This window comes from Sorangium sp. So ce385 (assembly GCF_051474135.1).
GTDB lineage: Bacteria > Myxococcota_A > Polyangia > Polyangiales > Polyangiaceae > Sorangium > Sorangium cellulosum_D.
Map to the genome: position 1 here is coordinate 5,197,177 of NZ_CP150337.1, position 22,572 is coordinate 5,219,748.

Here is a 22,572-nt window from a genome sequence, read left to right on the forward strand (position 1 = left end):
GCCGGACAGCAGAGCGTGTGCGCCGGAGCGGAGCGGCCGCGGTCGACAGCGGAGCGGCCGCGGCGGAGCGGAGCGCGCGGCGCCGGAGGGCGCGCCGGAAGGGGCAGCCCGAGCGCGCTGCGGCGCCCCCCGCGCGACAACGTGACGCATTGTCGCGGGGCAGCCGCGTCGCCTATAGCAGCGGCCGTGCTGCCCAGAGCCCTCGCCGGCGCCGCGCTCCTCTTCTCGCTCGCGGCGTCTCCGCGCGCCGCGAGCGCGTCGGCCTGCTGCGGGACCGGCCACGGGATCGCCCAGTGGCTCGCGCCCTCGGAGCGCGCCGCGGCGAGCTTCTCGCTCCGGTTCACGGAGCAGCTCGGGAGCTGGTCGCCGGCGCGGGACTTCACCACGCAGGGCGAGGGCGTCTACCACCGCGAGCTGCGGGCCGACGTCGGGTGGACGGTGCGCGCCGGAGAGCGCCTCCAGCTCGGCATCTCCGTCCCGCTGCTGCGCACGTGGGCCGGGGCCGGCCCCGGCGACACGGCCGCGGGCGGCGGCGTCGGGGACATCAGCGCCTCGGGCCGGGTCGCGCTCGTCGACGGCGTCATGTCCCCGTGGCTCCCGTCCGCCGCGTTCACGCTCGGCGTGACGCTCCCGACCGGGCACGGCCAGAACGACGCGATCGAGCCCGTCGGCGTCAGCGCGACCGGCGTGGGCACGGGCGGCGCCAGCGCGAGCGGCCTCGGCGCGGCCAGCGCGGACACGACCGGCCTCGGCGTGGCCGAGTTCCGGCCGGGGATCCTCCTCGAGAAGTCGTGGGGCTCGTTCCAGGCGCTGTTCTCGTTCTCGACCAGCGTCCGCACGAGCTACTACGCCGCGAGAGACCGCGAGGTGCAAGCCGCGCCGCGCATGCAGTTCCTCGCCGCGGCGGGGCCCGTGTGGGCCTCCGGCACCTCGCTCAGCGTGGGCGGCGTCTACGAGCGCGAGGGATACGCGCGCCAGGCCGGCCGCCCGGGCAAGGGCGGCGCGCACGAGCGGACCGCGCTGCTCGCCGTGCTGGCCCACGACGTCAGCGCGCGCTGGACCGCCGTCGGCAACCTCCAGGTGGACGTGCCGATCGCGGGGATCGGCCGCAGCGAGGGCGCCTTCGCCGCCCTGTCCGCAGGCCTCCGTTACGTGTGGGGGAGACATGATTGAACCGCGCGATCGGCCGTCGACGAGATCACCCCGGGAGCGCCGCAGGGCGCTGGCACGCCGCGCGGCGCTCGCGGCGGTCGCGGCGCTCGCCCTCCTCGCGCTCCAGGGCTGCGGCGGCGAGGGGTGGGAGCCGGATCCCGGGAAACGGCTGGGCTCCGGCGTGAACGGGCGCATCGAGTTCTCGGTGGCGTCGACCGGGCCGCTCGCGGTCGGCGCCAACACCTTCCACGTGCGGCTCACCTGGCTCGACTCGAAGAAGCCGGTGCAGCGGATCAAGCTCCGCGTCTACTCGACGATGCTCGGCATGCGGCACGAATCCGTGCACGACGCCGTGGAGATCGAGCCGGGCCTGTACGAGGTGGCCGACGTCCCGTTCTCGATGACCGGCACCTACGACATGCAGTTCCGCGCCCTGGCCGCGTCCCTCGTCGACGAGGCGGAATTCTCGTTCGAGGTGTACTAGGTTTCCGCCCGTGCACACCTCTGCAGAGGAGACGCCTCGCCCGCGACGGGGCTCGAGCGCGCCGCGGCGCGGCCGGCTCGCGCTGTCGGCCGCGGCGCTGCTCGCGGCCCTGGGGCTCGCCGCGCCGGCCTCGGCGAACGGCCGCTTCCCGGCCGCGGGCCTCATCGCGAGCCACCCGAGCGATCCGTCGCGCCTCCTGGTGCGCGCGACCTACGGCCTGCTCTCCACGAGCGACGGCGGCGAGGCGTGGCGCTGGATCTGCGAGCCGGTCGTCGGCTTCGGCGGGAACGAGGACCCGATGGTCGCCTTCCTCGCCGACGGGACGATCATCGCCGGCGTCTTCGAGGGGCTCAGCGCGTCGAAGAACGGCGGGTGCGACTGGTCGTTCGCCCCGGGCGAGCTCTCGGATAGCTACGTCATCGACCTCTCCGCCGATCGCGAGGACCCCTCGCGGGCCGTGCTCGTCATCAGCTCGGGGCTCGGGGCAGGGCGGTTCCTGACCCAGCTCTGGGAGACGAGCGACAACGCGGACAGCTGGACCAAGTCGAGCGCCGATCTGCCCGAGGATTTCCTCGCGCAGACGGTCGACGCGGCCCCCTCGAACCGCGATCGCGTCTACCTGAGCGGCCGCTTCGGCGGGCCGGACTACGCGGGGGCCCTGGAGCGGTCCGACGACCGGGGCGCGACCTGGGAGCGCTTCGACATCCCGGGGAGCGACGACAAGCGCCTGCCGTACATCGGCGCGATCGATCCCGCCGACCCTGACACGATCTACGTGCGCCTCGACGGCGATCCCAGCGACGCGCTGCTCGTCTCGCGCGACGGCGGGCAGAGCTTCGCGACGGTGTTCGAGAGCCAGGGCGACCTCCTCGGCTTCGCGCTGTCGCCGGACGGGGCGACCGTGCTCGTGGGCGGCCCGCAGGACGGGATCTGGCGCGCGGCCGCGAGCTCGCTCGAGTTCACGCAGGTGTCGGGCGTCGGCGCGCGGTGCCTGACCTGGACCGACGCGGCGCTCTTCGCCTGCGGCGACGAGATCGTCGACGGCTTCACCGTCGGCCGCTCGCTCGACGAGGGAGAGAGCTTCGAGCCCCTCCTGCACCGCGACGGGCTCTGCGGCCCGCTCGAGTGCGCGCCGGAGAGCGGCGCGGCCTCGACCTGCACGGATCTCTGGGGCGCGACCGAGCTCACCATCGGCTCCCGTCAGTGCGGCGGCGACGGCGCCGGCAGCGGCAGCGGCGCCGGCAGCGGGGGATCCTCCGCGGGGCCCGCGGAGGAGGCGGGCGGGTGCGGGTGCAAGCTCGGCGCGCCGGGCGCCGTGAGCGCCGACGCCGCCGCGCCGCCCGGCGGCAGGCGCGCGCTCGCGCTCGCGCTCTCGGCCGCCGGCGCGCTCGCGCTGGTGCGGCGTTCGCGGACCCGCGCGCGCTGGAGCGCTCGCGGGCCCGTGAAGGGCGCGCGCTGAAGAAGGGCGGCGCGACGGCGGGCGAGCGAGGCCGTGCGCCCGCGCGAACGACCGCGGACGGCTTCATCAACCGCTTATGGAAGGGCGCGGCGAGCGCCGGCCCGAGCGCCGGCCCGAGCGACCGAGCGCAGCGCTCGCTCCCGGCGCCGCGCCGTCCGTGCGGGAGCGGGGCGGGCGGCGGTGAAGGCTGCGTCCGGTTCGTTTCTGGATCTACGCCCTCGCGGGCTGGCGTAGACTGAGCGGGCCTAGGCTCCGGCCAGCGCGTGAATGGCTCCCAGAGACCTTCCCAAGTCGCCGCTCGCCGCCTTCCTCCGCACCCACGGTGCAGGGCTCCTGGAGGCATGGGAGCGCGCCGAGCGGCGCCGCGCGCCGGGCGAGCAGTCCCCGGGCTACCTCGCGCTGCGCGAGGAGCTGCCCTCCGTCCTCGAGCGCATCGCCGAGCGCCTCGACGCGGCCGTGTCGTCGGCGGTCGTGCCGCAGGGCGACGACGCGCGCGACTCGTGGACCGGCGTCGAGTCGCTGTCGACCGAGTTCCCCGAGCCGCTGCTCGGCTTCCGCGTGCTCGATCGGCTCCGCGACGGGTTCGACCTGGAGGACGTGACGGCCCAGTACTCGGTGCTGCGCCGCTGCGTGCTCCGGCTGCTCGAGCGGACCGGCACGCAGCCGTCGTGGCTCGAGATGACCGTCCTGCACGAGGCGCTCGATCAGGTGATCATCGATCCGGCCACGCGGAGCGCCGCGGCCCGCGAGCGCGCGCTCGGGGCGCTCGATCGCGTCTCGGCCGAAGGCATGGGCAGCGTGCACATCGACCGGCTGCTGCGGCGGCTGCTCGAGGTGCTGATCGAGTCGGCGCGCTCGGTGGACTGGGCGGTGATGCTGCTGCTCGAGGGCGAGGTGCTGCGGATCCGCGCGGCCATGGGCGTCGACGAGGCGCTCTGGGGCCTGCGCGCGTACCGGCTGGCCGAGGGGTTCGTCGGCCGCGTGGTGCGCGAGCGCCGCCCGGTGGCGCTGCGCTCGGCGGCGCCGGATCCGCTGGCGACCGACGCCGGGGGCGGCGCGGCCGGGCCCGAGTCGGGCGCGCAGAGCGAGCGCCCGAGCGACGCGCTGCACGCGCTCTACGGCGTGCCGATGCTGTCGGAGGGCCGCCTCGTCGGCGTCGCGGTCGTGAGCTCGCGCCGCGTGTCGGAGTTCTCCGAGGGGGACCGGCTGCTCTTCCGGAAGGCGGCCGAGCGCGCGGCCGCGCTCGCGACCCAGGCGCAGCTGCGCGAGCAGCTCGCGGCGGAGCGCAGCCGGTTCGAGACGGCGATCCAGCGGCTGCCGGTCGGCGTGGCCGTCGCGGAGGGGACGGCGGGCACGATCGCGCTGAGCAACCGGCGCTTCGCGGAGATCGTCCGCGGCCCCGAGGAGACCCCGAGCAACGCCCCGCTGCGGACGCTGCTCAGCGAGGCGGACGACGACCAGCGCGCGCGCTGGCTGCTCTTCCGGGCGCTGCACGGCGGCGAGACGGTCGCCCGCGAGGAGCTCGAGTTCGTCCGCGGCGACGGGGAGCGCCGCCTCGGGAGCTTCAGCGCGACGCCGGTGCGCGACGCCGACGGGCGGATCACCGCGGCCGTGATGATCGTCGATGACGTGACCGAGCCCCGAAAGGCCGAGCGCGGCCGCGAGCTCCTCGTGGCGGCGAGCGCGGCGCTGGCGGAGTCGGCCGACCACGACGCGGCGGTCGAGCAGCTGGTGCGGCTCGGCGGCGAGCGCTTCGCGGACCTGTGCGCGCTCGACCACGACGACGGCGGCCTCCCGCGGCTGGTCGCGTCGGCGCGGCTGCCCGAGGCGCGGGCGCTCGTGCCGCGGCTCCTCAAGCACCCGCCGCTGCTGCTCAGCGAGGCCGGCCCGATGGCCGAGGCGGCGGCCCGCCGCGAGGCCACGCTGATCCCGCTGGTCACCGATCCGTGGCTGCAGCGGATCGCCCGCGGGCCGGAGCACCTCGCGGCGCTGCGGGAGCTCGGCGCCCGCTCGGCGATCCTCGTGCCGCTCGCGGCGCGCGGCCGCAGGCTCGGCCTGCTGAGCCTGTGGGCGGTGGAGCGCGAGCTCCGGCAGGACGACGCGAGCGTCGCGACGGAGCTCGGGCGCCTCGCGTCGATGGCCATCGAGGGCGCGCGGCTGCACCGCGAGGCGGCGCGAGGGCGGTGAGGCGGAGCTAGCGCGGCGCGCGGGGGTGAGGGCGCGCGGGGGTGAGGGCGCGCGGGCGGCGAAAGCATGCCGGACCAGCTCGCGCACGCGCACGCGCACGCGCACGCGGAGGCCAGACGCAGACGGGAGAGGGGAGACGGGAGAGGGGAGACGGGAGAGGGGAGACGGGAGAGGGGAGACGGGAGAGGGGAGACGGGAGAGGGGAGACGGGAGAGGGGAGACGGGAGAGGGGAGACGGGAGAGGGGAGACGGGAGAGGGGAGACGGGCTGAGAGACGAAGCGGCCGGCGGAGGGGTGGAAGGGCGTCAGGGCGGGCCTGCGCGGCGTCGTGGCCGGGCCGGGGAGAGCGCGGGGAACGCCGCAGGGAGGCGTCGGGCGTGCGCCGGAGAGCGCGCGGCGGCTTGCGTCGCGGCGGGGGATGAGGCGAAGCTCCCGCCCTCACACACCATCGTATGACCACGACCCAACAGGAACGTCCTCTCGCGGTGCTCGTCGGGGTGCAGCTCCCCGGCGTCGACGACGTCGAGCACGCCGCAGATCTGGCCGAGCTGGGCCGCCTCGTCCACACGCTCGGCTTCGACGTGATCGCGACCGTGTCGCAGCGGCGCAGCGCGCTCGCGGCGGCCGCGGTGCTCGGGGAAGGCAAGCTCAAGGAGCTCGCGGAGCTCACGGGCGGCAGCGGCGTCGTGCCGTCGGGCGCGCCGGAGCGGAAGAACAAGGCGCGCGCGCGCCGGGCCGCGGAGAGCGGCGAAGTCGACGACGACGGCGAGCTCGGCGGGGACGAGGTCGACGACGCGGACGGCGAGGACGGCGGCGCGGATCCGGACAGGGGCGGCGCCGGGCGGGAGGCGCGCAGGGCGACGGTCGTGGCCGTCGATCACGACATCTCGCCGAGCCAGGCGCGCAACCTGGAGCGCGCGACGGGCGCGCAGGTGCTCGATCGGGCCGGCGTGATCATCGAGATCTTCCACCGCCACGCGCGGAGCCGCGAGGCGAAGCTCGAGGTGGAGATCGCGCGGCTCAACTACGTGGCGCCGCGGCTCCGCGAGACCGGCGGCGGCGGGGACCGGCAGCGCGGCGGCATCGGCGGCAAGGGCGCCGGCGAGAGCGCGCTCGAGCTCGACCGGCGCAAGATCCGCGACCGCATCGCGGAGCTGAAGCAGGAGCTCTCCGGCATCCAGCGCGAGCAGTCGACGCGCCGCGCGCTCCGGCAGGGGCAGCGCCGCGTGGCGCTCGTCGGCTACACGAACGCCGGCAAGTCCTCGCTGATGCGGGCGCTGACGGGCAGCGAGGTGCTCGTGGCGGACAAGCTCTTCGCGACGCTCGACACGACGGTGCGCGCGCTCCACCCGGAGGTGCGCCCGCGGATCCTCGTCTCGGACACGGTCGGCTTCATCAAGAAGCTGCCGCACGATCTCGTGGCGAGCTTCCGGTCGACGCTGGACGAGGCGCTCGAGGCGTCGCTCCTGCTCTACGTGGCCGACGCGTCGGACCCGACGTTCCGCGATCAGCTCGGGGTGACGCGCAGCGTGCTCTCGGAGATCGGCGCGAGCGAGGTGCCGAGCCGGCTCCTGCTCAACAAGGTGGACCGGCTCTCCGAGGAGGAGCGGGAGGCGCTGCGCCTCGAGTTCCCCGAGGCGACGCTGCTCTCGGCGAAGATCCCGGCCGACGTGGCGGCGCTGCGCGAGGCGATCATCGCCTTCTTCGAGCAGTCGATGGTGGAGGCGGAGCTGCTCCTGCCGTACGCGAAGCAGAGCCTCATCGGGGAGATCTACGAGAACGCGCGCGTGCTCTCGGAGGAGTACGACGACGCCGGCGGCCGGCTCTCGGTGCGGGCGCACCCGGCGGCGCTCGACCGGCTGCGCAGCCTGCTCGCGCGCTGAGCGCGGCCGAGCCCGGCGAGGTGCGGCGGCGGCGGCGCGCGCCGCGTCAGCGCTGCGCGCGGCGAGGCGCGGCGGCGGCGCGCGCCGCGTCGGCGCGGCGAGGTGCGGCGGCGGCGCGCGCTGCTTCGGCGCGGCGCCGCCGGCGGCGGCGCAGGAACAGGCCGATCGCGAACGCCACGAGGTGGAGCCCAGCGATCACCGCGACGAGGATCCACCGCTGCACGCGCCGAGCGTAGCACCGGAAGGCCGGAGCGCGGGCCCGCCGGCCCGCGTGCTATCGTCGACGGCCTCCGCCGCCGTCTGCGCGCCTCCTCTCGCCGGTCCGCGCCAGCCATGAACAACCCGTCCGACGCCGAGCTCGAAGCGATCGTGCAGCGCGGGCTCTTCGCCTACCGCGCCGGGCTGTTCTACGAGGCGCACGAGCTGTGGGAGGACGGGTGGCGCGCTGAGCCGGACCCGGTGCGGAAGGCGTTCCTCCAGGGGCTCATCCTCGTCGCCGCCGCCCTGCACAAGCTCACGCGGATGCGGAGCCCGTCGGGGGCGGTGCGCCTGCTCGACAAGGCGCACGCGCGGCTCGCGGGCGTGCCGGAGGGCATGGGCGGGCTCGCGGTGGGGCTCCTGTCCGGCGACGTCGTCCGCGCGGCGAGCGCGATCGAGCGGCTCGCGCGCGAGGGGAGGACGGACCTCGACGCGTCGCTCGTGCCCAGGATGGAGATCGCGGCGGAGAGCGCGGCGTCCTCGCTGGCCGGCGCGCGTCCGCGGCCGTGAGCTTCTGCCCCGAACGGGCGCTGCGATCGAGATTGCGCTTGTCACGTGCGACGTGGGACGCCGGCGTGACATCGTTTGCCTGGGTGGAGATCGCACGGGGAGCGCCCGTGCGGGGGGAAACTCGTGGCAGACGGAACCTGTCGAACCGGGGCGGAGAGGCCGGCGAGCGCCGAGCCTGGATCCAAGCTGCAGACCGAAAGGAGCCGCGTGAAACGGCGCAAGCAGATCCTGATCGTGGACGACGACCAGGAGATCCGGGAAATGCTCGAGATCACGCTGATGGAGGAGGGGTACGACGTCCTCTCGGCGAGCGACGGCGAGGCCGCGCTGGCGCTGCTCGAGCGCAACAGGCCGAACCTCATCCTGCTCGACATGCGCATGCCGGTGATGGACGGCTGGGGGTTCGCGCGGGCGTACGCGTCGTGCCCGGGTCCGCGCGCGCCGATCCTGGTGATGACGGCGGCGGTGGACGCCGGCACCTGGGCCCGCGAGGTCGGCGCGTGCGCGTCGGTCGCGAAGCCGTTCGACCTGAACCGCCTGCTCGACTCGATCGCGGTGCACGCCGGCTCGGCGTGCGGCCCGAGCCCGGCCTCGGCCTGAGCGGCGCAGCCGGTCGGACCGGGCCGGGCGGGATCCCGGCCTGAGGCGACCGGCGACGGAGGTGCGCTCGACGGCGGTGCTCGGCGGCGGTGGTGGGGCCGTCGGTGGTGCGGCACTCTGGGAACCGCCGAGGACGCCAAGAAATCTCGACGAGCTGGCGTCCTTGGCGCATCGGCGGTTCGATCCGCTGCGGCGCTGCTCGCGGCGAGCATCGCACCCTCGGGCCTTTGGGCGGCGGTGGAGGAGGGGCCGCCGCCGAGCGAACGATCGGCGTCGTTCAGCGGCGGCCCGCGGATCGCTTCCGCTGCGGCGGATCAGCCGCCGGTCGCGCGGCGCATGGCGCACATGAGGTCGCCGCCGCAAGGGTCGGCGGGGGCGCGGCGATCGGTCGTGCTGGGCGCCGCGGGGCCGGCGTTGCCGCGCGGCGGAGCGGCTGCCCCGGTGGACCGCGCGCGGCCCTCGGGCGCGCGCTGCGAGGCGACGGCGGCCTCGGGCGCGCGCTGCGCGGCGACGCCGGTGCCGGGCTCGTCGGTCGAGGCGGGCGCGCGCTCTGCAGCGGCGTCCGTCGCGGCGGCGGTCGCCTCGACGGCGGTCGGCTCGACGCGCGGGAGCCGCGCCTCGATCGCGCGCGCCGCGGCCGCGAGCCCAGCCGTCGCGGCAGGGCCCGGCGCGGCGTCCGGGGTCGAGATGCCCGCGGTGAGGGCCGCGACCGCGGCGGCGGCCGCGAGCAGGGCGGCGGCCGAGCGAGCGCGCCACGCGCGCCTCGGCGCGTCCGGCGACGGAGCCGCTGGCGTGCGGGCGGACGCGGGGCCGCGCATGGACGCGGGGCCGCGCATGGACGCGGGGCCGCGCATGGACGCTGGCGGCTCGCCGAACGGGAAGATCGGCAAGACGTCGAGGACCCTGGGCGGAGCGCCTGCCGCGCCGGCGCTCAGCACCGTGAGATCGATCTGCCCCGAGGGCACGTCGCGGTCGTCGTCCGCCGCCCGCGCCGCGGGCGAGGTCGCGGCGGCGGCGTCCTCACCGGCCGCCGGCGCGTCGATCGAGAACGTGACCGAGGTGTCGTCCGCGGGGCTGTTGACAACGGATGGGTGTTCGTTCCTCCGCTCCTCGTGCTGCGTGCTCTTCATGGTTGCTTCTGCTTCAGCCGTATCGGTCGAACGCTGGAGTCGTGACGCTCAGGCGGCCGGTCGGCGTGTCCTTTCGTGATTTGGACATGCGCACGAGCGCGCGCTTGGGCCAGGGGCGCGCGCGGGATCACCTCGCGCGGCCGCCGTCGCGCGTCGCTGCGCTCGGTTCCGCCCTGCGCGCGCGCCGTCGTGCGCCGCGACACGCGCGCCGTCGCGCGTCGTGACACGCGCGTCGCGTGCGTCGCGTATGTCGCGTGTGTCGCGTGCGTCACGGCGGCGGAGGCGCCTGCAGACGAGGTCGGGGCGCACCTGAGGCGCGGCCGTCGCCGGCGTTCGCGATCTTGCGACCGGGCTTGCGACGCCCATACTTCGACCGCTCGGATCGCCGAGGGCGTGCAGTCGGCGGGTATCATGACCGCGTGCGCTCGGGGAAGTTGGTTGCGATCGGGGCGTTCCTCGTCGAACAGAAGTTCCCACGCAAACGCGAATCGGATACTTGAGGTGAGATGAAACCTACACGGCTCTTCACGGTTCTGGGGGCGCTGACGTTCCCCCTCGCGGTGGCTCTGGTCAGCAACGGGTGCAAGAAGGAGGAGGAGGAGCCGCCGCCGGTGCCCTCGGCGCCGGCCGCGGTGACGCCGGCCCCGACGCCGACGCCCACCACGCAGATCGTGCCCGAAGAGGACGCCGGTGCGGACGCGGCGGACGCCGACACGGCGGACGCGGACGCCGGAAAGAAGGCGGTCGGCACGGGCGATCCCAGCGGGATCCGGAAGTGCTGCGCGGCGCTGCGCCAGAACGCGAAGTCGGCGCCGCCCGAGCAGCAGGGCGGCTACCTCGCGGCGGCGTCGGCCTGCGACGGCCTGGCGAACTCGCCGCAGGGCCGGCAGGCGCTCTCGACGCTGCGCGGCCTCCTGCTCGGCGCGCAGATGCCGGCGAGCTGCCAATAGTCGACGGGACGGGAGAGCCAGCGCGTGCGCCGGGCGAGCTGGCGGCGCGCGGCCCTTCGCCGGAGGCATCCGGCGCGATGGGCCGCGCGAAGCCAGCTCAGCCGTGCACGTAGACCAGCGTGCCGCCGCCCTCGATGTTGACGGCTCCGTGCCACTCGGGCGGGACGGCGGGCTCGGTCCACTCGAAGAGCCAGGCCGCGTCGGCGGGCGCCAGGTTGATGCAGCCGTGGCTGCGCGCCTTGCCGAACTCGTCGTGCCAGTAGGCGCCGTGCAGCGCGTACCCCTCGTGGAAGTACTGGGTGTACGGCACGTCGCGCAGATCGAACGCCTCGGCCGCCTCGTCGTCGCCGTCCATGGTCGTCGAGACGTGCTTCGCGTGGATGTAGAACGAGCCGCGGACGGTGGCGTCGGTCTCCTCGGGGTCGGCCATGCCGCTGCGGCCGCTGGAGATGAGCGCCGCGAACACGGGTCGCGTGCCCTCGTAGGCGACGAGCATCTGGCGGCGGATCGAGACGTCGATCCACTTCTTGCCGTCGCGCGCGAACCCTTGCGGGTCCTTGCGCAGCTCGGCGATGACGAGGTGGCCGCTGGCGAGCCATGAGCCCTCGGTGGTCTCGACGAGCCCCTTGGCGCCGCCGCGCGTGCGGCCGGTGAGCACCCAACCCGAGCGGAACGGCGCAGCGCCCGCGTCGACGAGCGCGCGCCCCGAGGCGGACGCGCGCTGCCGGGTCGCGCCGTGGACGCGGACGAACGCCGGGGCGCCCTTCAGGCTGGGATCGATGCGCGGGTCGGTGCCGGGCGGCGCGGGAGGGAGCTCGTCGGCCGGGGGCTCGGCGATGGAGAAGCTCGCGGCGTCGGTCTGGGGGGCGGACGGGGAGGAAGAGGCGCTGGCGGTCGGGGAGGCGCCGCCGGCCGCGGGCGCGCTGACGGCCGCGGGAGGCGCGGCGGGGGGCGGCGCGCCGGGCGGAGGCGCGGCGTCCGAGGCGCTCGCGGGAGCGTCGGCGACGTCGGCGTCGAGGTCCTTGATGATCACGCCGCGCAGCGCGCTGAGGCGCGCCGGGCGCGTGCGATCGAGCGGGATGAGGTCGAGCTCGGTCGTGAGGCCGAAGCGGCGGTTGGTCCACTCGAAGGTGGTGATCAGGCCGAACGCCGAGCTCTCCTTGGCGCGGCCCGTGTGCACGGAGTAGTGGAGCTTCTCCTCGGCGCCGTAGGGCTTGGGGAGATCCCGGCCGGCGAGCAGGAAGTCGGGCACGGGGTCGAGCGGCAACGTCGAGGGCGCACCGGCGGTGCGGGCGAGGTGGACGCCGAGCGTGGAGCCCTCGACGCGGCGCTGGTCCTCGAGGGTCGGGAGCCGGAAGTAGAGGTGCGGCGGGGGCGAGCCCGACATGACGTAGTGGTACGGCACGGGGGCGCCGCGGCGCGGGCCGCGCACGGCGGCGGCGACCACCTGGTGCTCGAGCGCGAGCGAGGCGCCCTTGCCGACGCAGACGTAGCCGCGCGGCGCGATCCGGTACCAGCCGCCGGCGCAGCCGTCGGTGCCCGCGGGGAGCTCGGCCCGATCGACGACCGCGCCGGCGCGCAGGTAGCCGAGCTTCGTCGAGCGCTCGTCGGGGGCGACGTAGATCCAGGTGCGCATCGCGATGCTGGCGATCTTCGCGCCCTGCCCCGGGAGGGTGGCCTCCTTCGCGGCGGGGGAAGCGGCGACCGCGGACGTGAGGGACGCAGGCGACACGGCGCCGGGCGCGGGGGAGCCAGGGGAAGCCGGGGAACCGGGAGAGGAGGCCTGGCCCGCGAGCGCTGGGGAGAGCGGGCGAAGCGAGGGCGAGAGAGCGGCCGCCGAGGGCGCCGCCGGGTCGGCCGCGGCGGGGCCCGGAGCGGCGGCGGAGGCGGCAGGGAGAGCGAGCGGGGCCGTGGTTTCAGCGGAGCCGGCGCGGTGATCGTCGGTCGCCCTGCCGGGGGGATCCTGGGCCGGAGAGCAGGCCGCGGCCAGCAAGGCGAGGACGGAGGCACGAGCACGAGCGAGGGGAAGCATCGGCGGCGCGGAGGCGAAGGCAGGGCGAGCTGGGCCGCGGGCGCGAGCGCGGGCGCGGGCGCGGGACCAGGGGGCGAGGAGAAGCGGAAGCAGGGGCTGCAAGGGGCTGAGCGGGCGAGGTGTACGCTCAACCGAGGGGGAGATGCAATGTCCTGCCGGGGGCGGGTGGGGAGGGCGAGCGGGACGGCGCGGGAAGGCGGGGCGACGGCGCGGGAAGGCGGGGCGACGGCGCGGGAAGGCGGGGCGACGGCGCGGGAAGGCGGGGCGACGGCGCGCTAGCGCTTGACCTTCTTCGCGAGCAGGTCGCCCAGCGTGCCGAAGTTGCGCGGGGCAGGCTTGGCGCCCTTGGCGCCCTTGTCGCCGGCGTCGCCGGAGCGCTCGGCCTTGGCGTACGACTCGAACTGGCCGCGCTCCTCGTCGGCGCGGAGCGCGGAGATCGACAGGCGGATCTTGCCGGACTCGTCCACGCTGAGGATCTTCGCCTCGACCTCCTGCCCCACGGTGAAGTGCTTCTTCAGGTCGGCCGCGCGCGGCGTCGCCGTCTCGGCCGTCGGGACGAGCCCACGGCCCGAGCGGCCCGAGGTGCCGGCGATCTGCACGAAGATGCCGTACCGCTCGATGCCCGTCACCTTGCCCTTGACCCGCGCTCCCTCGACGAGCAGCGGCGCGCCGCCGGCGGCAGGCGCGGCGACGGAGAGCGACGAGGCGCCGTCGTCGCTCGCGCGCACGACGACCGGCGTGAGGCGCACCTGGCCGGTGCCCGAATCGACGCCGGAGACCACCGCCGAGACGCGCGAGCCGACCGCCACGCGGAGCTTGCCCTCGCCATCGATGAGGGCCGCCCGCTCGAACATTCCCTCCTGCTTGCCGCCGAGATCCGCGAAGACCGCCTCGCGCGCGATCGCGACGACGGTCACCTCGACGGTCTCACCCGTGTGGTACTGGCGGCGACGCTGCTTGCCAGCTCCCTCCGACTGCTCGAAGAGCGAAGCGAACGATTCCTTGGAGGCGGCGGAAGGGCGTGACGGCGACATGGCGCGACCTCATAGCGCGAGGCGAGGGCGTGAGGAAGGCGGCGGTGAGGGGGAAGCGAGGGGAGGGGGGCGAGGGAGGGGTAGCGAGGGACGGGACGGAGACCCGGGGGGAGGGGGAGGTGGGGCGGACGGGGGAAATAGGGTGGGGAGAGGGCCGGCGGGCGCAGGGCGCGGCAGGAGACGGCCGGGCGCAAGGGGGCGCGGCGTGGCGTGGCGGCGGGAAGGGGGGTCGGCGGCGAGCTGGACGGGGCGACGGGCCGAGGGAGGGGCACGGAGGCGGCCGGAAAGAGAAGGTGGAATCTGCCAGGGGCTTCTGCTAGGTTCGCCGGCCGCTGAATCGGGTCGATAGCTCAGTCGGTAGAGCTGCGGACTTTTAATCCGTAGGTCCAGGGTTCGAGTCCCTGTCGACCCACTGAATGATTCCGAGGGGTTAGAGCTGAATGCTCACGCGGAATCGAGGGGGGAGGTGGGCAGCCGCGGTGCCCACCCGGGCGTCTGGCGGACGGCGCCCTTGATGGCCGTCTCGCTCAGGTGCGCGTAGCGGTGCGTCGAGGCGATCGACGTGTGGCCGAGGTGCTCGCGGACCTCCTCGAGCGTCCAGCGACGGCCCCACCAGCCATCGACGAGCGAGCTGGCGCAGCTGTGGCGGAGGTCGTGCCAGCGGACCGGGCGGGCGATGCCGGCGGCGGCGAGGTGGCGGTCGAAGATGTCGACCTTCTTCTGCTTCCGGCGGCCGGTGCCGGACGGGAGCGTGACCATCTCGCTGCGGATGAGCGGGTGGTCCTCCCGCGGTTCCGTGGACAGTCTCCCTATGCCGCGCGCGCGGCCACGTAGGTCTTCGATTCGAACTCGATCGGGCTCATGTAGGCGAGCCGTGAGTGCCGGCGTTTCAGGTTGTAGAAGTTGTCGATGTAGTCTCTGACCGAGGCGGTAGCGGCCGCTCGCGTCGGGTAGCGCTCGTGCTCGACCAGCTCCGCCTTCAGCGTCGCGAAGAAGCTCTCGGCCACGGCGTTGTCCCAGCAGTCGCCAGCGCGGCTCATGCTCGGGATGAGCCCGTGGGCACCGAGCACGAGCCGGTAGTCGTCGCTGGCGTAGGGGCTGCCGCGATCCGAGTGGTGCACCAGCCCAGGCGCCGGCCGCCGCGTTCCAAGGCGAACGCGAGCGCGGTGAGCGCCAGGGCGCGATCGTTGAACGCGCTCGCGGCCCAGCCGACCACGCGGCGCGAGAACAGGTCCAGGATCACGGCCAAGTACAGCCAGCCCTCGCCGGTGGGAATGTACGTCACGTCCGTCACCCAGACCTGGTTGGGCGCTCGAGCATCGAATTGCCGCTCGATCACATTCGGGGCGATCGGGCCGTTGTGCCGCGAGTCGGTGGTGCGGCGGAAGCGCCGCTTCCTCCGAGCCGAGAGCCTCTGAGCGCGCATCAGCCGCTCGACCCGTTTCTTGCCGACACGCATGCCGCGAGCACGCAGCTCCACGTGGATGCGCGGACTGCCGTAGCGGCCACGGCTCTTGTGGTGCAGGGCCCTGATCTGCGCGCTCAGTTGAGCGTCGGACTTGGCCCGCGCGGACTCCGAGCGCTTGGCCCACCCGTAGTAGCCGCTGCGCGAGACCTGCAGCACCGCGCACAGCACCAGCACCGGGTAGTGCGCCTTCTCCGCGTCGATGAACTCGAACCTCACTCGTTTTCCTTCGCGAAGAAGGCCGCCGCTTTTTTAGGATCTCGCGCTCCATCTCCAGCCGCTTCACGTCGCGGCGCAGCCGCTGCAGTTCCTCACGCTCCGGCGTCGTCAGCGCCCCCGGCGGGCCGTGGCCCGCGTCGGTGTCCGCGCGCTTGCTCCAGTCGCGCAGCGCCGTCTCGGTCAGGTCGAGGTCCTTCGCCACCTGGCCGATGCTCCGGTCGCTCGCCTTCGCCAGCCGTACCGCCTCCGCCTTGAACTCGGGCGTGAACGCCCTCCTCTTTCTCCGTCCCATCCCTGCCTCCTGGTGCCGTCGGGGGTGTCGACGGAAGCGGGGGAGGACCAGTGCCGTTCAGGACCGCTCCCGCGAGCACGCGTCGGATCTCGGGGAGCATCACGCCGGGGACCTACTTTTTCAGGGTCTTGTCCCGATTGGGGCGCGGAACCTGCGCGGAGAGCGCGACGCTCCACGTGCGCTGGTGAAGCACGCACACGCGTCTCGAGCTCATCCGGAAGACGGGCGTGACGGCCCTCGAGGGTCACCGGCGCCAGAGCTCTCCGCAGCGGGATCTTCTAGTCCGCGAGCGCGGCGTCGGCGGTCCGTTCCATCTCGGCAGGGCTTGCGGGCCTCGCAGCCCTCACGCGCTTGAAGGGACGGATCTCGCCTGGCGAAACGAGGCTGTACTCGAAGCCCCTTGCTGTCTCGGCTCTCGCCACGCGGCCGCGAGCCATGAGCGCTCGAAGCGCGACGTAGACGCTCCCGTTCGGCAGCCCGCTGCGTGTGGCGATCTCCGTTGCCGTCCCGCGCACGAGGGATCGAACGGTTTCGAGCACCACAGCCTCCCGTTCGCTCGTGGAGGCTCCGGTCGCAGCCATCGTGCCAGCCGTGATACGGTCCGCGCCGGATGCTGGTGCCACGATCCTCTTCGTGGCCGGTGCCGCCGTCGTCGAGGCGCTCGGCGCTCCCGAGCGCGTGCCGTGCTTCCTGCTCCTCACAGGCCCAGCCACGCTCTTCTGGGTGGGCGCGGGCGCCTTCCGGCGCTTCGGACGGCGCGCCGAGGAGGCGTTCGCCGCTGGCCGTCCCGGATCGGTCAGCATCGCCGTTACAGCGCGGCGCGCCGTGGCGCGGTGCTCTTCCTGGACCCGTCGGACCAGGCGCAGGATTTCCTTCACAAAGCGGTCCACCCGCTCCTCGATCGCCTTCGATGCGTTCATGGCCGGCGCCGTACTAGCACGCACGCTTCGACCGTCGAGAGCCTGCACGCAAGCTGGCGGGTGTGGGTCGCCGGTGGCGTTGGCTACGTATCCGAGGATCTGGCTCCCGAAGGCGATCCTCGCACGCGCGCCCAGCGCCCGCGTGGGGACGGGCGCGGTCGCGTAGGCGTGGAATGAGATCCGCGGAAGGACGCGCGACGGCGACGCACGGCAGGCAATCCCGCCGAGCCCTGGGCGCGCGCGGAGCCCGACTCCGGCGGGCGGTGCGGCCCCCACGGCGCTGCTGAGCCTCCCTGTCGGCGCCGCTCAAAGCTGCTCGCCCAGGCCCTACGCGCAAGGTGGTGTGCTGGTCGGCGACGGGGGAGATCGCGCCGCCTCTCGGTGACGTGTTCATCGATATCACAGCACATGGCCATGCTTGCGGCCTCACGGCCGATCGCCGGGCCGCATCGTTCAGAGCGAGCGTGGCTCCGGCGAGATCACCGAGCTCAATCGTGACCCCGTCGGGCGGCTCGTCGAGCGGGTCTACGCAGACGGCACGGTAGATCGGTTCGAGGACGACCCGGCAGGCCGCCTGCTACGTGCGGAATCCCCCGCGTCCGAGACGGTGTTCAGGTACGATGGCCGCGGACGGCGGCAGAGAGCGTCCACGAGGCGGGTCCGTCGCCGCAGCTGGACACGCTCGTGCGGGCATCGGGCGAGCACGCGGAGGGCGGCTGGATTCACTACATCAACGACCCCGTCGGGCATCCTCAACGGTAGCCAGATGCTGGCCAACCTGGGGGTACAGAGCCATCGGGTGCCGCCCGTGAACGGCCAGAGCTGCAGCCAGCCGGACCGGGGCTGGGCGAGCCAGCACCAGGGGCCGGTCGTCCACCTTGGCTTTCGCTGACCGGCTGCACGGAGGAGCGCCATGTCCGATGCGATGATCGCCGTCTGGGAGACCTCGGGCTGGTCCGACGCGGGGGTCGGCGTGGCGGCCATCCACGCGCTCAGGGACGACTGGGCGTCTCAGGAGCGGCTGCGGGAGCTCGCGCTCGCCGGGGAGCCTGTCGTGATCCGCGAGGCGGCCCTCCTCGCCGTGGCGCTCGCGCCGAGCTGCCTGCCGGTGTTGCGCCAGGGTGTGACCGCGGCGCAACGCCAGGTGCGCGCCGCCTCGGTCGCCGGCTTGCGCGCTGATCCTCTGGCCCGACCGATCGCGGCGCACCTCCTGGCGAGCGATCCGTCGTGCGGCGTGCGCGCGGCGGCAGCGACGTTGCTCGCCGGCGATCCCAGGTACACGCCCGCCTTAGTCCGGGCGTTCGAGGCGTCGCTGCCGAGCCCCGGGGTGGATCCGGAAGCGCCTCGGCTCGAGGGCGCGCTGGTGCGTGCGCTGGTCAGAGAGCCGGCGGTTATCGAGCAGGTGAAGGGCCGACTCGCCGGGCTGGCGAGTGATGTCCGAGATTTCGTGCTCGAGGACCTCTGGGCACGTCCGGAGCAACGCTCCTATGTGCGCGCCCTGCTCGCGCACGAGGCGGCCCTGGTTCGCGCTTCGGCCGCGCGGGCGCTGCGTCGCGATCCGGAGTCGGCGAGCGCGCTGCTTGACCTGGAGGCCGGGGATCCCTCGCCGCTCGTCCGGGCGGCAGCGGTGTCGGTGCTCGGCTTCGATGCGGTGGCGCGGCAGGTGAGGGCAGGGCGGCTCGCGGATGCGAGCGAGCACGCGTCCGTGCGCGTGGCGATCGTGGAGACCATGCGCGCCGGCGAGGAGGAGATGGTCCGAGCGCTGCTGTCCGATCCAAGCCCGACGCTCCGCGGGGTCGCCGCGTCGGCTCTGCGGGACGACGCGGCGTCCGTCGCGGCGCGTCGGGCCCTGGTCGAGGACGCCGAGCCGTTCGTGCGGGCGCGCGCCGTGAGCAGCCTCGCGCACCAGGATGCGCTGTTCGACAGCGTCATGCCTTGCCTGGAAGATCCAGATCCCCACGTCCGCCGGGCGGCCATCGAGGTCCTCGGTCGATACCCGCCGGCGATTCCGCTGCTCCGGCGGCACATCGACGCGCCATCCCCGGTCGGACCCGCGGCGATGCAGGCGCTGCGCGACGATCCGGGGTCGCTCCCGCTGCTGCGTGCGCGCCTCCGTCCGGCCCAGCGCGTGGAGCGGCGGCGCAGGCTGCGTGACCTGGCCCGGGATCCCTCCTCGGTCGCGGGGGTGCGCGCGCTGCTCGACGACCCCGATGTGCTCGTCCGTGCCGATGCGGCCAGCGCGCTCGGCGACGCCGGGGATGAGGCCATCGTGGGGCGGCTCGACGATCCAGACCCGTGGTGGCGTGCGGTCGCGACGAGGGCCGTTGCCGGGGCGGCAGAAGCGCGGGAAGCGCTCCTGCGACGGCTCGGGGACGGCGACGGCGCCGTGCGCGCCGCGGCGGCGGAGGCGCTGGCCGGGGACGAGGCGGCGGCGCCGCGCGTCCGGGAGCTCCTCGACGAGCCCTCCGCCGCGGTTCGCGCCGCGGCGATCACGGCGCTCGCGCGGGACGCGGGCTCCGTGGAGCGGATCGCGGCGATGCTGGACGAGCCATCGGACATGGACGGCGATCCGGCGCAGCTCGCCGCGGCGCGGGCGATCGCGGGCCGGCCGGAGCACGCGAGCCGGCTGCGCGCCATCGTGGAGCGAGGCGACTACGCCGCCGAGGTGACCCGGGTCGCGCTGGAGTCGCTGGCGCCCGCCGACGCTCCAGCGGAGCCCCTCCTCGGGATGCTGGACGATGTGCAGGAGCTCGATGCGCTGAGGATCCCGGCCGCGAGGCTCCTCTGGGCCCAGGGGCAGCACCGCGGCGCGGTCATCGCGCGGATGGACGATCCCAGCCCCGCGCTCCGCGCCGCGGTGCTGGAGCTCCTTGGGGATGACGCGAGCGCCGTCGACCTCGCCCGGGCACGGCTGCGCGACAGCGACGCGCGCGTGCGCGCCGCCGCTGCTGCCGCGCTGCGCCGCCGCGCGCCCACGGATCGGGGTGTCGCGCTCGTCGGGCTCGTGGAGGAGATGGGGCTCGCGACGGGGGGCAGGCTTCACGACGCTCCGATTCCAGCGCGATCGCGATTGGAGCTATGTCTGGATGGCGATGCACGAAAGGACGTTGTGCTCGCGTGGCTCTGCGCGCGGCTTGCGAGCGACGAGCGCGGCGGGATCATCGCGGCCAGCGCGGAGGTGGCGCGCTCGGAGGTGCCGTGGGGGGATAAGGACGTGTACCTGGTGCGGCTGCCGTTCGATCAGGAGGAGGCCCCGGTCGCGGCCGGCGTGATCCCGATGCACAACCTGATCGAGACCTCTGCGGTGGCGCGCCAACTCACGGCCGAGAGGTCGCCGTCGATCTGGCTCGTGTGTGCGGACGTCGCGTTCTCGGATCTGGCGCCGCCGGAGCTCGACCCCGGCGCGGCTGAGTGGGGACCCACGTATTTCGGCGTGCGGATTGGGCGCTCGCGCTAGTGCCGAGTCGCCCCGGGCGGGGTCGTGGTCGTGGGGGTCGAGCCGAGCTGCCTGGCCCAGGGAGAGGGATGCTCCGTGCGAGGTGGGGCTCAGCGCGAGCTCGGTCGCGACGCGTTCGCCGAGGGCCCGGCGCACGCCACGAGCGACGAGCTGCCGCGGCTCTCGGAGGCCGCCGCGCGATTGCCCCCCTCGGTGGTCCCTGATCGCGATCGCCGGGGCCGTCGTGAGCCGCCGACGGCAGCGTTGCGCAACTGCGCAATCCGTTGCGGATCGTGACAGGGCGCTGCGCTCACCCCGTCGTCGTCTTCAGAGGCTGCGCCGAGATAGGGACGCACCTCGCGCCGGCACGTCGGTTGCCGTGCCGCCACGCCGCAACGAAACGACGGCGTGTCGCTACGGCGACAGGCCGGATTCCATCAGATAGCACAGGAGGTTTACCCCGTGAGTGAATCACCGATGTTTTCGACCATCGTCCTGCCCCCGGATCTCGTCGCGGACGACGTGATCGGTCTCCGAGATCAGACGAGCGCGCGGATCGCGGCGGTGCTTCGGCCCAAGGGCGGTAAGCGCAAGGAGGCCGACGCGCCGCTGCCCAGGGGGCTCGAGCCCCTCGCGGCGCTGCCGCCGCACATCGACAGGCCGTGGAAGCGCTTCGACGCGGCCGCGACGGAGCTTCAGGGGTTCCGCGGCCAGCGAGCGAGCGCGCAGGCCGACCAGCGCCATGCGGCGCCGAGCGAGGCCGAGCGGAGCGCGGCGAACATCGACAGCGACGACCGATGGCGCGCGTTCGAGCAGTGGAACGCGGGAGCGGCCGGGCTCTCGGAGGATCGGGAGGCGCCGTCGCCGTTCGAGGCGCGCTGGCTGTATGCGCAGCTCTTCCCGGCACCCGAGGGGCTTCGCTTCATCACGCGCCGGCCCCGGATCCAGTGGGCCGCGATGGTCCAGCGGATGAAGACGCTGGAGGAGGAGCGCGCACAGGCGGTGATCGAGGGGTTCGGCGGGACCCGGCACTACCGGCAGCTCGTCGCCGCCCACGCGCGCTTCGGCGAGGCCTACGGCTTCACGACCGTGGTCCTCGCCAAGGAGGGCGGGCCGACCGACGGCAGGCCGCAGTGGAGCGCCGCCCGGGATGCGCTGCGGAGCCTGATCCAGAAGATCGAGAGCCACGCCGACCCGGAGATCCCGGGGAGCGAGGCGCTCGCCGCGTTCCTGCTGGCGCCCTACGTCGAGATGGTCGACGACCTCGGGAGATCCCGCCGGAAAGCCCCCGCCAAGAAGCCCGAAGCCGTCCCGGCGCCCCTGCCGGACGCGGGCGGGATGCCGTGAACCCATCCGGGTGAGGTGGCGCGTCCACGCGGGAGATGGGTGGCACCCGTCTCCCGGTGGACGTGCCTCCAAGAAAAGATGGGTGGCACCCATCTCCGCGGTGGACGTGCCTCCAAGAAAAGATGGGTGGCACCCGTCTCCGGGTGGACGTGGCTCCAAGAAAAGATGGGTGGCACCCATCTCCGCGGTGGAGAGGCCACCGTCCGAGCGCGCGATCCTGGCCAGCGCTTCTCGTCGGCGTTCCGGCGTCGGCATCCGAGGAGCTCGACCTGCTCGTGCGCATCGGTCCGCTCGGCGACTCGATCCCCGTCGCGCGCCGTCGCCGCCGGCACGAACTGCTGCCGCTTTGCTCTTGCCCGGTCCAGGCGAGGGTAAGCGCCAGGAGCAGGTCCTGCGAGCGGCGCGCGCCTCCGGGGGACACCGTCGACAGAACAATCCTCACCGTGTCGTTCTCGAGGCGTACCTTGCCGTGCGCGCCCAGCTCTACGCGGCGCGTGGAACCCCGATGTCGATGTCTGTCTCCTCGTCCCCCGCTTCCTCGCCCTCCGCGTCCGGCAGCGCCAGTACCTCGTCGAGGACGTCGTCACGCCCGAAGCCCCGAACGAGGCCACCCGCGTCGACCTGGTCCGCCTCGACGACGACGCGCAGGGCGTTCGTCTCTCGGTGCTCTGGGAGATCGAGCTCGGCGCGAAGGTCCTCCAGCCCGAAGCTGAGGGGCTCGGCGCGGTCGCCTCGCTCGACCCCCCACGCCGGTTCGCCGCTTACTTCCACGTCCTCAAGTGGAGCAGCGTCACGGCCACGCGCGCCGACCTCTTCCAGGCGCCGTTCCGGGCCGGCATCAAGCTCCTCGACCACCAGCTCACGCCGCGCAAGAAGGCCCTCGAGCTGCCGCGCGCGAACCTGTTCATCGCCGACGACGTGGGCCTCGGCAAGACCATCGAGGCCGGGCTCGTGATGCAGGAGCTGGAGCTCCGGCAGCGCGTGGACTTCGTCCTCGTCGTCTGCCCCGCTTCCCTCTGCCTCCAGTGGCGCGGCGAGATGGAGAAGCGCTTCAGGAAGCTCGACCTGTAGGATCCGCCCATGCTGCGGCGTGGGCACGGGGATGCTCCACGGCCGCGGGTCGCCTTCCGTCTCCCCGCACAGCGGTCGACGCGCTTCCGGAGCAGCCCTCGTGGCCGACCTGATAGGGCTCGTGCACCCTCCGCAGACCAGGT

General features: G+C 74.2%; 17 protein-coding genes, 1 tRNA gene and 1 pseudogene. 12 read left to right on the forward strand and 7 right to left on the reverse strand.

The features are described 5' to 3' along the window. Positions 1-186 precede the first annotated feature (186 nt). The 5 genes from WME83_RS19020 (at position 187) to hflX (ending at position 7,165) form a co-directional block, all read left to right on the forward strand. Positions 187-1,173, forward strand: a complete 987-nt coding sequence (locus WME83_RS19020) for a hypothetical protein (RefSeq protein WP_437320698.1) — start codon at positions 187-189, stop codon at positions 1,171-1,173. Then, a complete protein-coding gene (locus WME83_RS19025) occupies positions 1,166-1,636 on the forward strand; it encodes a FixH family protein (protein WP_437320699.1) in 471 nt (156 codons plus the stop codon). Before WME83_RS19020 ends, WME83_RS19025 begins: the two co-directional genes overlap by 8 nt. A 10-nt stretch (positions 1,637-1,646) precedes the next feature. After that, positions 1,647-3,095 (forward strand): WD40/YVTN/BNR-like repeat-containing protein, encoded by a 1,449-nt coding sequence (locus WME83_RS19030; protein WP_437320700.1) that lies wholly within the window; start codon positions 1,647-1,649, stop codon positions 3,093-3,095. Between the two features lie 267 nt (positions 3,096-3,362). Next, positions 3,363-5,282 carry a GAF domain-containing protein gene (locus tag WME83_RS19035; protein ID WP_437320701.1) on the forward strand — a complete coding sequence of 640 codons (1,920 nt, stop codon included), beginning with the start codon at positions 3,363-3,365 and terminating at the stop codon, positions 5,280-5,282. Between the two features lie 452 nt (positions 5,283-5,734). Then, entirely contained in the window at positions 5,735-7,165 is a 1,431-nt protein-coding gene (hflX, locus tag WME83_RS19040; RefSeq protein ID WP_437320702.1) for a GTPase HflX, read from the forward strand. A 46-nt stretch (positions 7,166-7,211) separates the two neighbouring features. Here hflX and WME83_RS19045 read toward each other — a convergent pair whose 3' ends face one another. Then, the gene (locus WME83_RS19045) at positions 7,212-7,388 is read right to left on the reverse strand and encodes a hypothetical protein (RefSeq protein ID WP_020735772.1); all 177 of its coding nucleotides are present in this window, start codon (positions 7,386-7,388) and stop codon (positions 7,212-7,214) included. 110 nt (positions 7,389-7,498) lie between these two features. On the opposite strand from WME83_RS19045, the gene WME83_RS19050 reads away from it, so the two are divergent. Both WME83_RS19050 and WME83_RS19055 read left to right on the forward strand, forming a co-directional pair. Continuing rightward, on the forward strand, positions 7,499-7,933 hold the full coding sequence (locus WME83_RS19050) for a DUF309 domain-containing protein (RefSeq protein ID WP_437320703.1): 435 nt from the start codon (positions 7,499-7,501) through the stop codon (positions 7,931-7,933). Between the two features lie 207 nt (positions 7,934-8,140). After that, positions 8,141-8,533, forward strand: a complete 393-nt coding sequence (locus WME83_RS19055; RefSeq protein WP_437320704.1) for a response regulator — start codon at positions 8,141-8,143, stop codon at positions 8,531-8,533. A gap of 314 nt (positions 8,534-8,847) precedes the next feature. Here WME83_RS19055 and WME83_RS19060 read toward each other — a convergent pair whose 3' ends face one another. After that, positions 8,848-9,663 (reverse strand): hypothetical protein, encoded by an 816-nt coding sequence (locus tag WME83_RS19060; RefSeq protein ID WP_437320705.1) that lies wholly within the window; start codon positions 9,661-9,663, stop codon positions 8,848-8,850. Between the two features lie 506 nt (positions 9,664-10,169). On the opposite strand from WME83_RS19060, the gene WME83_RS19065 reads away from it, so the two are divergent. Further along, the gene (locus tag WME83_RS19065) at positions 10,170-10,613 is read left to right on the forward strand and encodes an acyltransferase (RefSeq protein WP_437320706.1); all 444 of its coding nucleotides are present in this window, start codon (positions 10,170-10,172) and stop codon (positions 10,611-10,613) included. A gap of 97 nt (positions 10,614-10,710) precedes the next feature. Here the strand turns inward: WME83_RS19065 and WME83_RS19070 are convergent, their stop codons facing one another. Both WME83_RS19070 and WME83_RS19075 read right to left on the reverse strand, forming a co-directional pair. Continuing rightward, positions 10,711-12,345 (reverse strand): L,D-transpeptidase, encoded by a 1,635-nt coding sequence (locus tag WME83_RS19070; protein WP_437320707.1) that lies wholly within the window; start codon positions 12,343-12,345, stop codon positions 10,711-10,713. Between the two features lie 575 nt (positions 12,346-12,920). Further along, the gene (locus tag WME83_RS19075) at positions 12,921-13,679 is read right to left on the reverse strand and encodes a S1 RNA-binding domain-containing protein (RefSeq protein ID WP_437320708.1); all 759 of its coding nucleotides are present in this window, start codon (positions 13,677-13,679) and stop codon (positions 12,921-12,923) included. Positions 13,680-14,018: 339 nt separating this feature from the next. Between WME83_RS19075 and WME83_RS19080 the strand changes: the two genes are divergently transcribed. Continuing rightward, positions 14,019-14,091: transfer RNA gene (locus WME83_RS19080), tRNA-Lys, on the forward strand. 32 nt (positions 14,092-14,123) lie between these two features. Here WME83_RS19080 and WME83_RS19085 read toward each other — a convergent pair. The 3 genes and pseudogenes from WME83_RS19085 to WME83_RS19095 all read right to left on the reverse strand — a co-directional run bounded on the left by WME83_RS19085 (position 14,124) and on the right by WME83_RS19095 (position 16,575). Further along, complete coding sequence (locus WME83_RS19085) at positions 14,124-14,438, reverse strand: tyrosine-type recombinase/integrase (protein ID WP_437320709.1); 315 nt, start codon at positions 14,436-14,438, stop codon at positions 14,124-14,126. 50 nt (positions 14,439-14,488) lie between these two features. Continuing rightward, positions 14,489-15,655 (reverse strand): annotated as a pseudogene (locus WME83_RS19090) (IS3 family transposase). 278 nt (positions 15,656-15,933) lie between these two features. Continuing rightward, positions 15,934-16,575 carry a helix-turn-helix domain-containing protein gene (locus WME83_RS19095; protein WP_437320710.1) on the reverse strand — a complete coding sequence of 214 codons (642 nt, stop codon included), beginning with the start codon at positions 16,573-16,575 and terminating at the stop codon, positions 15,934-15,936. Between the two features lie 913 nt (positions 16,576-17,488). Between WME83_RS19095 and WME83_RS19100 the strand changes: the two genes are divergently transcribed. The 3 genes from WME83_RS19100 to WME83_RS19110 all read left to right on the forward strand — a co-directional run bounded on the left by WME83_RS19100 (position 17,489) and on the right by WME83_RS19110 (position 22,429). Next, the gene (locus WME83_RS19100) at positions 17,489-20,032 is read left to right on the forward strand and encodes a HEAT repeat domain-containing protein (RefSeq protein ID WP_437320711.1); all 2,544 of its coding nucleotides are present in this window, start codon (positions 17,489-17,491) and stop codon (positions 20,030-20,032) included. A 456-nt stretch (positions 20,033-20,488) separates the two neighbouring features. After that, positions 20,489-21,358 carry a hypothetical protein gene (locus WME83_RS19105; protein WP_437320712.1) on the forward strand — a complete coding sequence of 290 codons (870 nt, stop codon included), beginning with the start codon at positions 20,489-20,491 and terminating at the stop codon, positions 21,356-21,358. A gap of 663 nt (positions 21,359-22,021) precedes the next feature. Then, complete coding sequence (locus WME83_RS19110) at positions 22,022-22,429, forward strand: SNF2-related protein (protein ID WP_437320713.1); 408 nt, start codon at positions 22,022-22,024, stop codon at positions 22,427-22,429. The last annotated feature ends 143 nt before the right edge of the window (positions 22,430-22,572 follow it).

Coding starts and splice junctions, on each gene's coding strand:
- WME83_RS19050 (WP_437320703.1), top strand. CDS start 7,499: ATGAACAACCCGTCCGACGCCGAGCTCGAAGCGATCGTGCAGCGCGGG.
- WME83_RS19085 (WP_437320709.1), bottom strand. CDS start 14,438: ATGGTCACGCTCCCGTCCGGCACCGGCCGCCGGAAGCAGAAGAAGGTC.
- WME83_RS19105 (WP_437320712.1), top strand. CDS start 20,489: ATGTTTTCGACCATCGTCCTGCCCCCGGATCTCGTCGCGGACGACGTG.
- WME83_RS19060 (WP_437320705.1), bottom strand. CDS start 9,663: ATGAAGAGCACGCAGCACGAGGAGCGGAGGAACGAACACCCATCCGTT.
- WME83_RS19035 (WP_437320701.1), top strand. CDS start 3,363: ATGGCTCCCAGAGACCTTCCCAAGTCGCCGCTCGCCGCCTTCCTCCGC.
- hflX (WP_437320702.1), top strand. CDS start 5,735: ATGACCACGACCCAACAGGAACGTCCTCTCGCGGTGCTCGTCGGGGTG.
- WME83_RS19025 (WP_437320699.1), top strand. CDS start 1,166: ATGATTGAACCGCGCGATCGGCCGTCGACGAGATCACCCCGGGAGCGC.
- WME83_RS19065 (WP_437320706.1), top strand. CDS start 10,170: ATGAAACCTACACGGCTCTTCACGGTTCTGGGGGCGCTGACGTTCCCC.
- WME83_RS19100 (WP_437320711.1), top strand. CDS start 17,489: ATGTCCGATGCGATGATCGCCGTCTGGGAGACCTCGGGCTGGTCCGAC.
- WME83_RS19095 (WP_437320710.1), bottom strand. CDS start 16,575: ATGAACGCATCGAAGGCGATCGAGGAGCGGGTGGACCGCTTTGTGAAG.
- WME83_RS19075 (WP_437320708.1), bottom strand. CDS start 13,679: ATGTCGCCGTCACGCCCTTCCGCCGCCTCCAAGGAATCGTTCGCTTCG.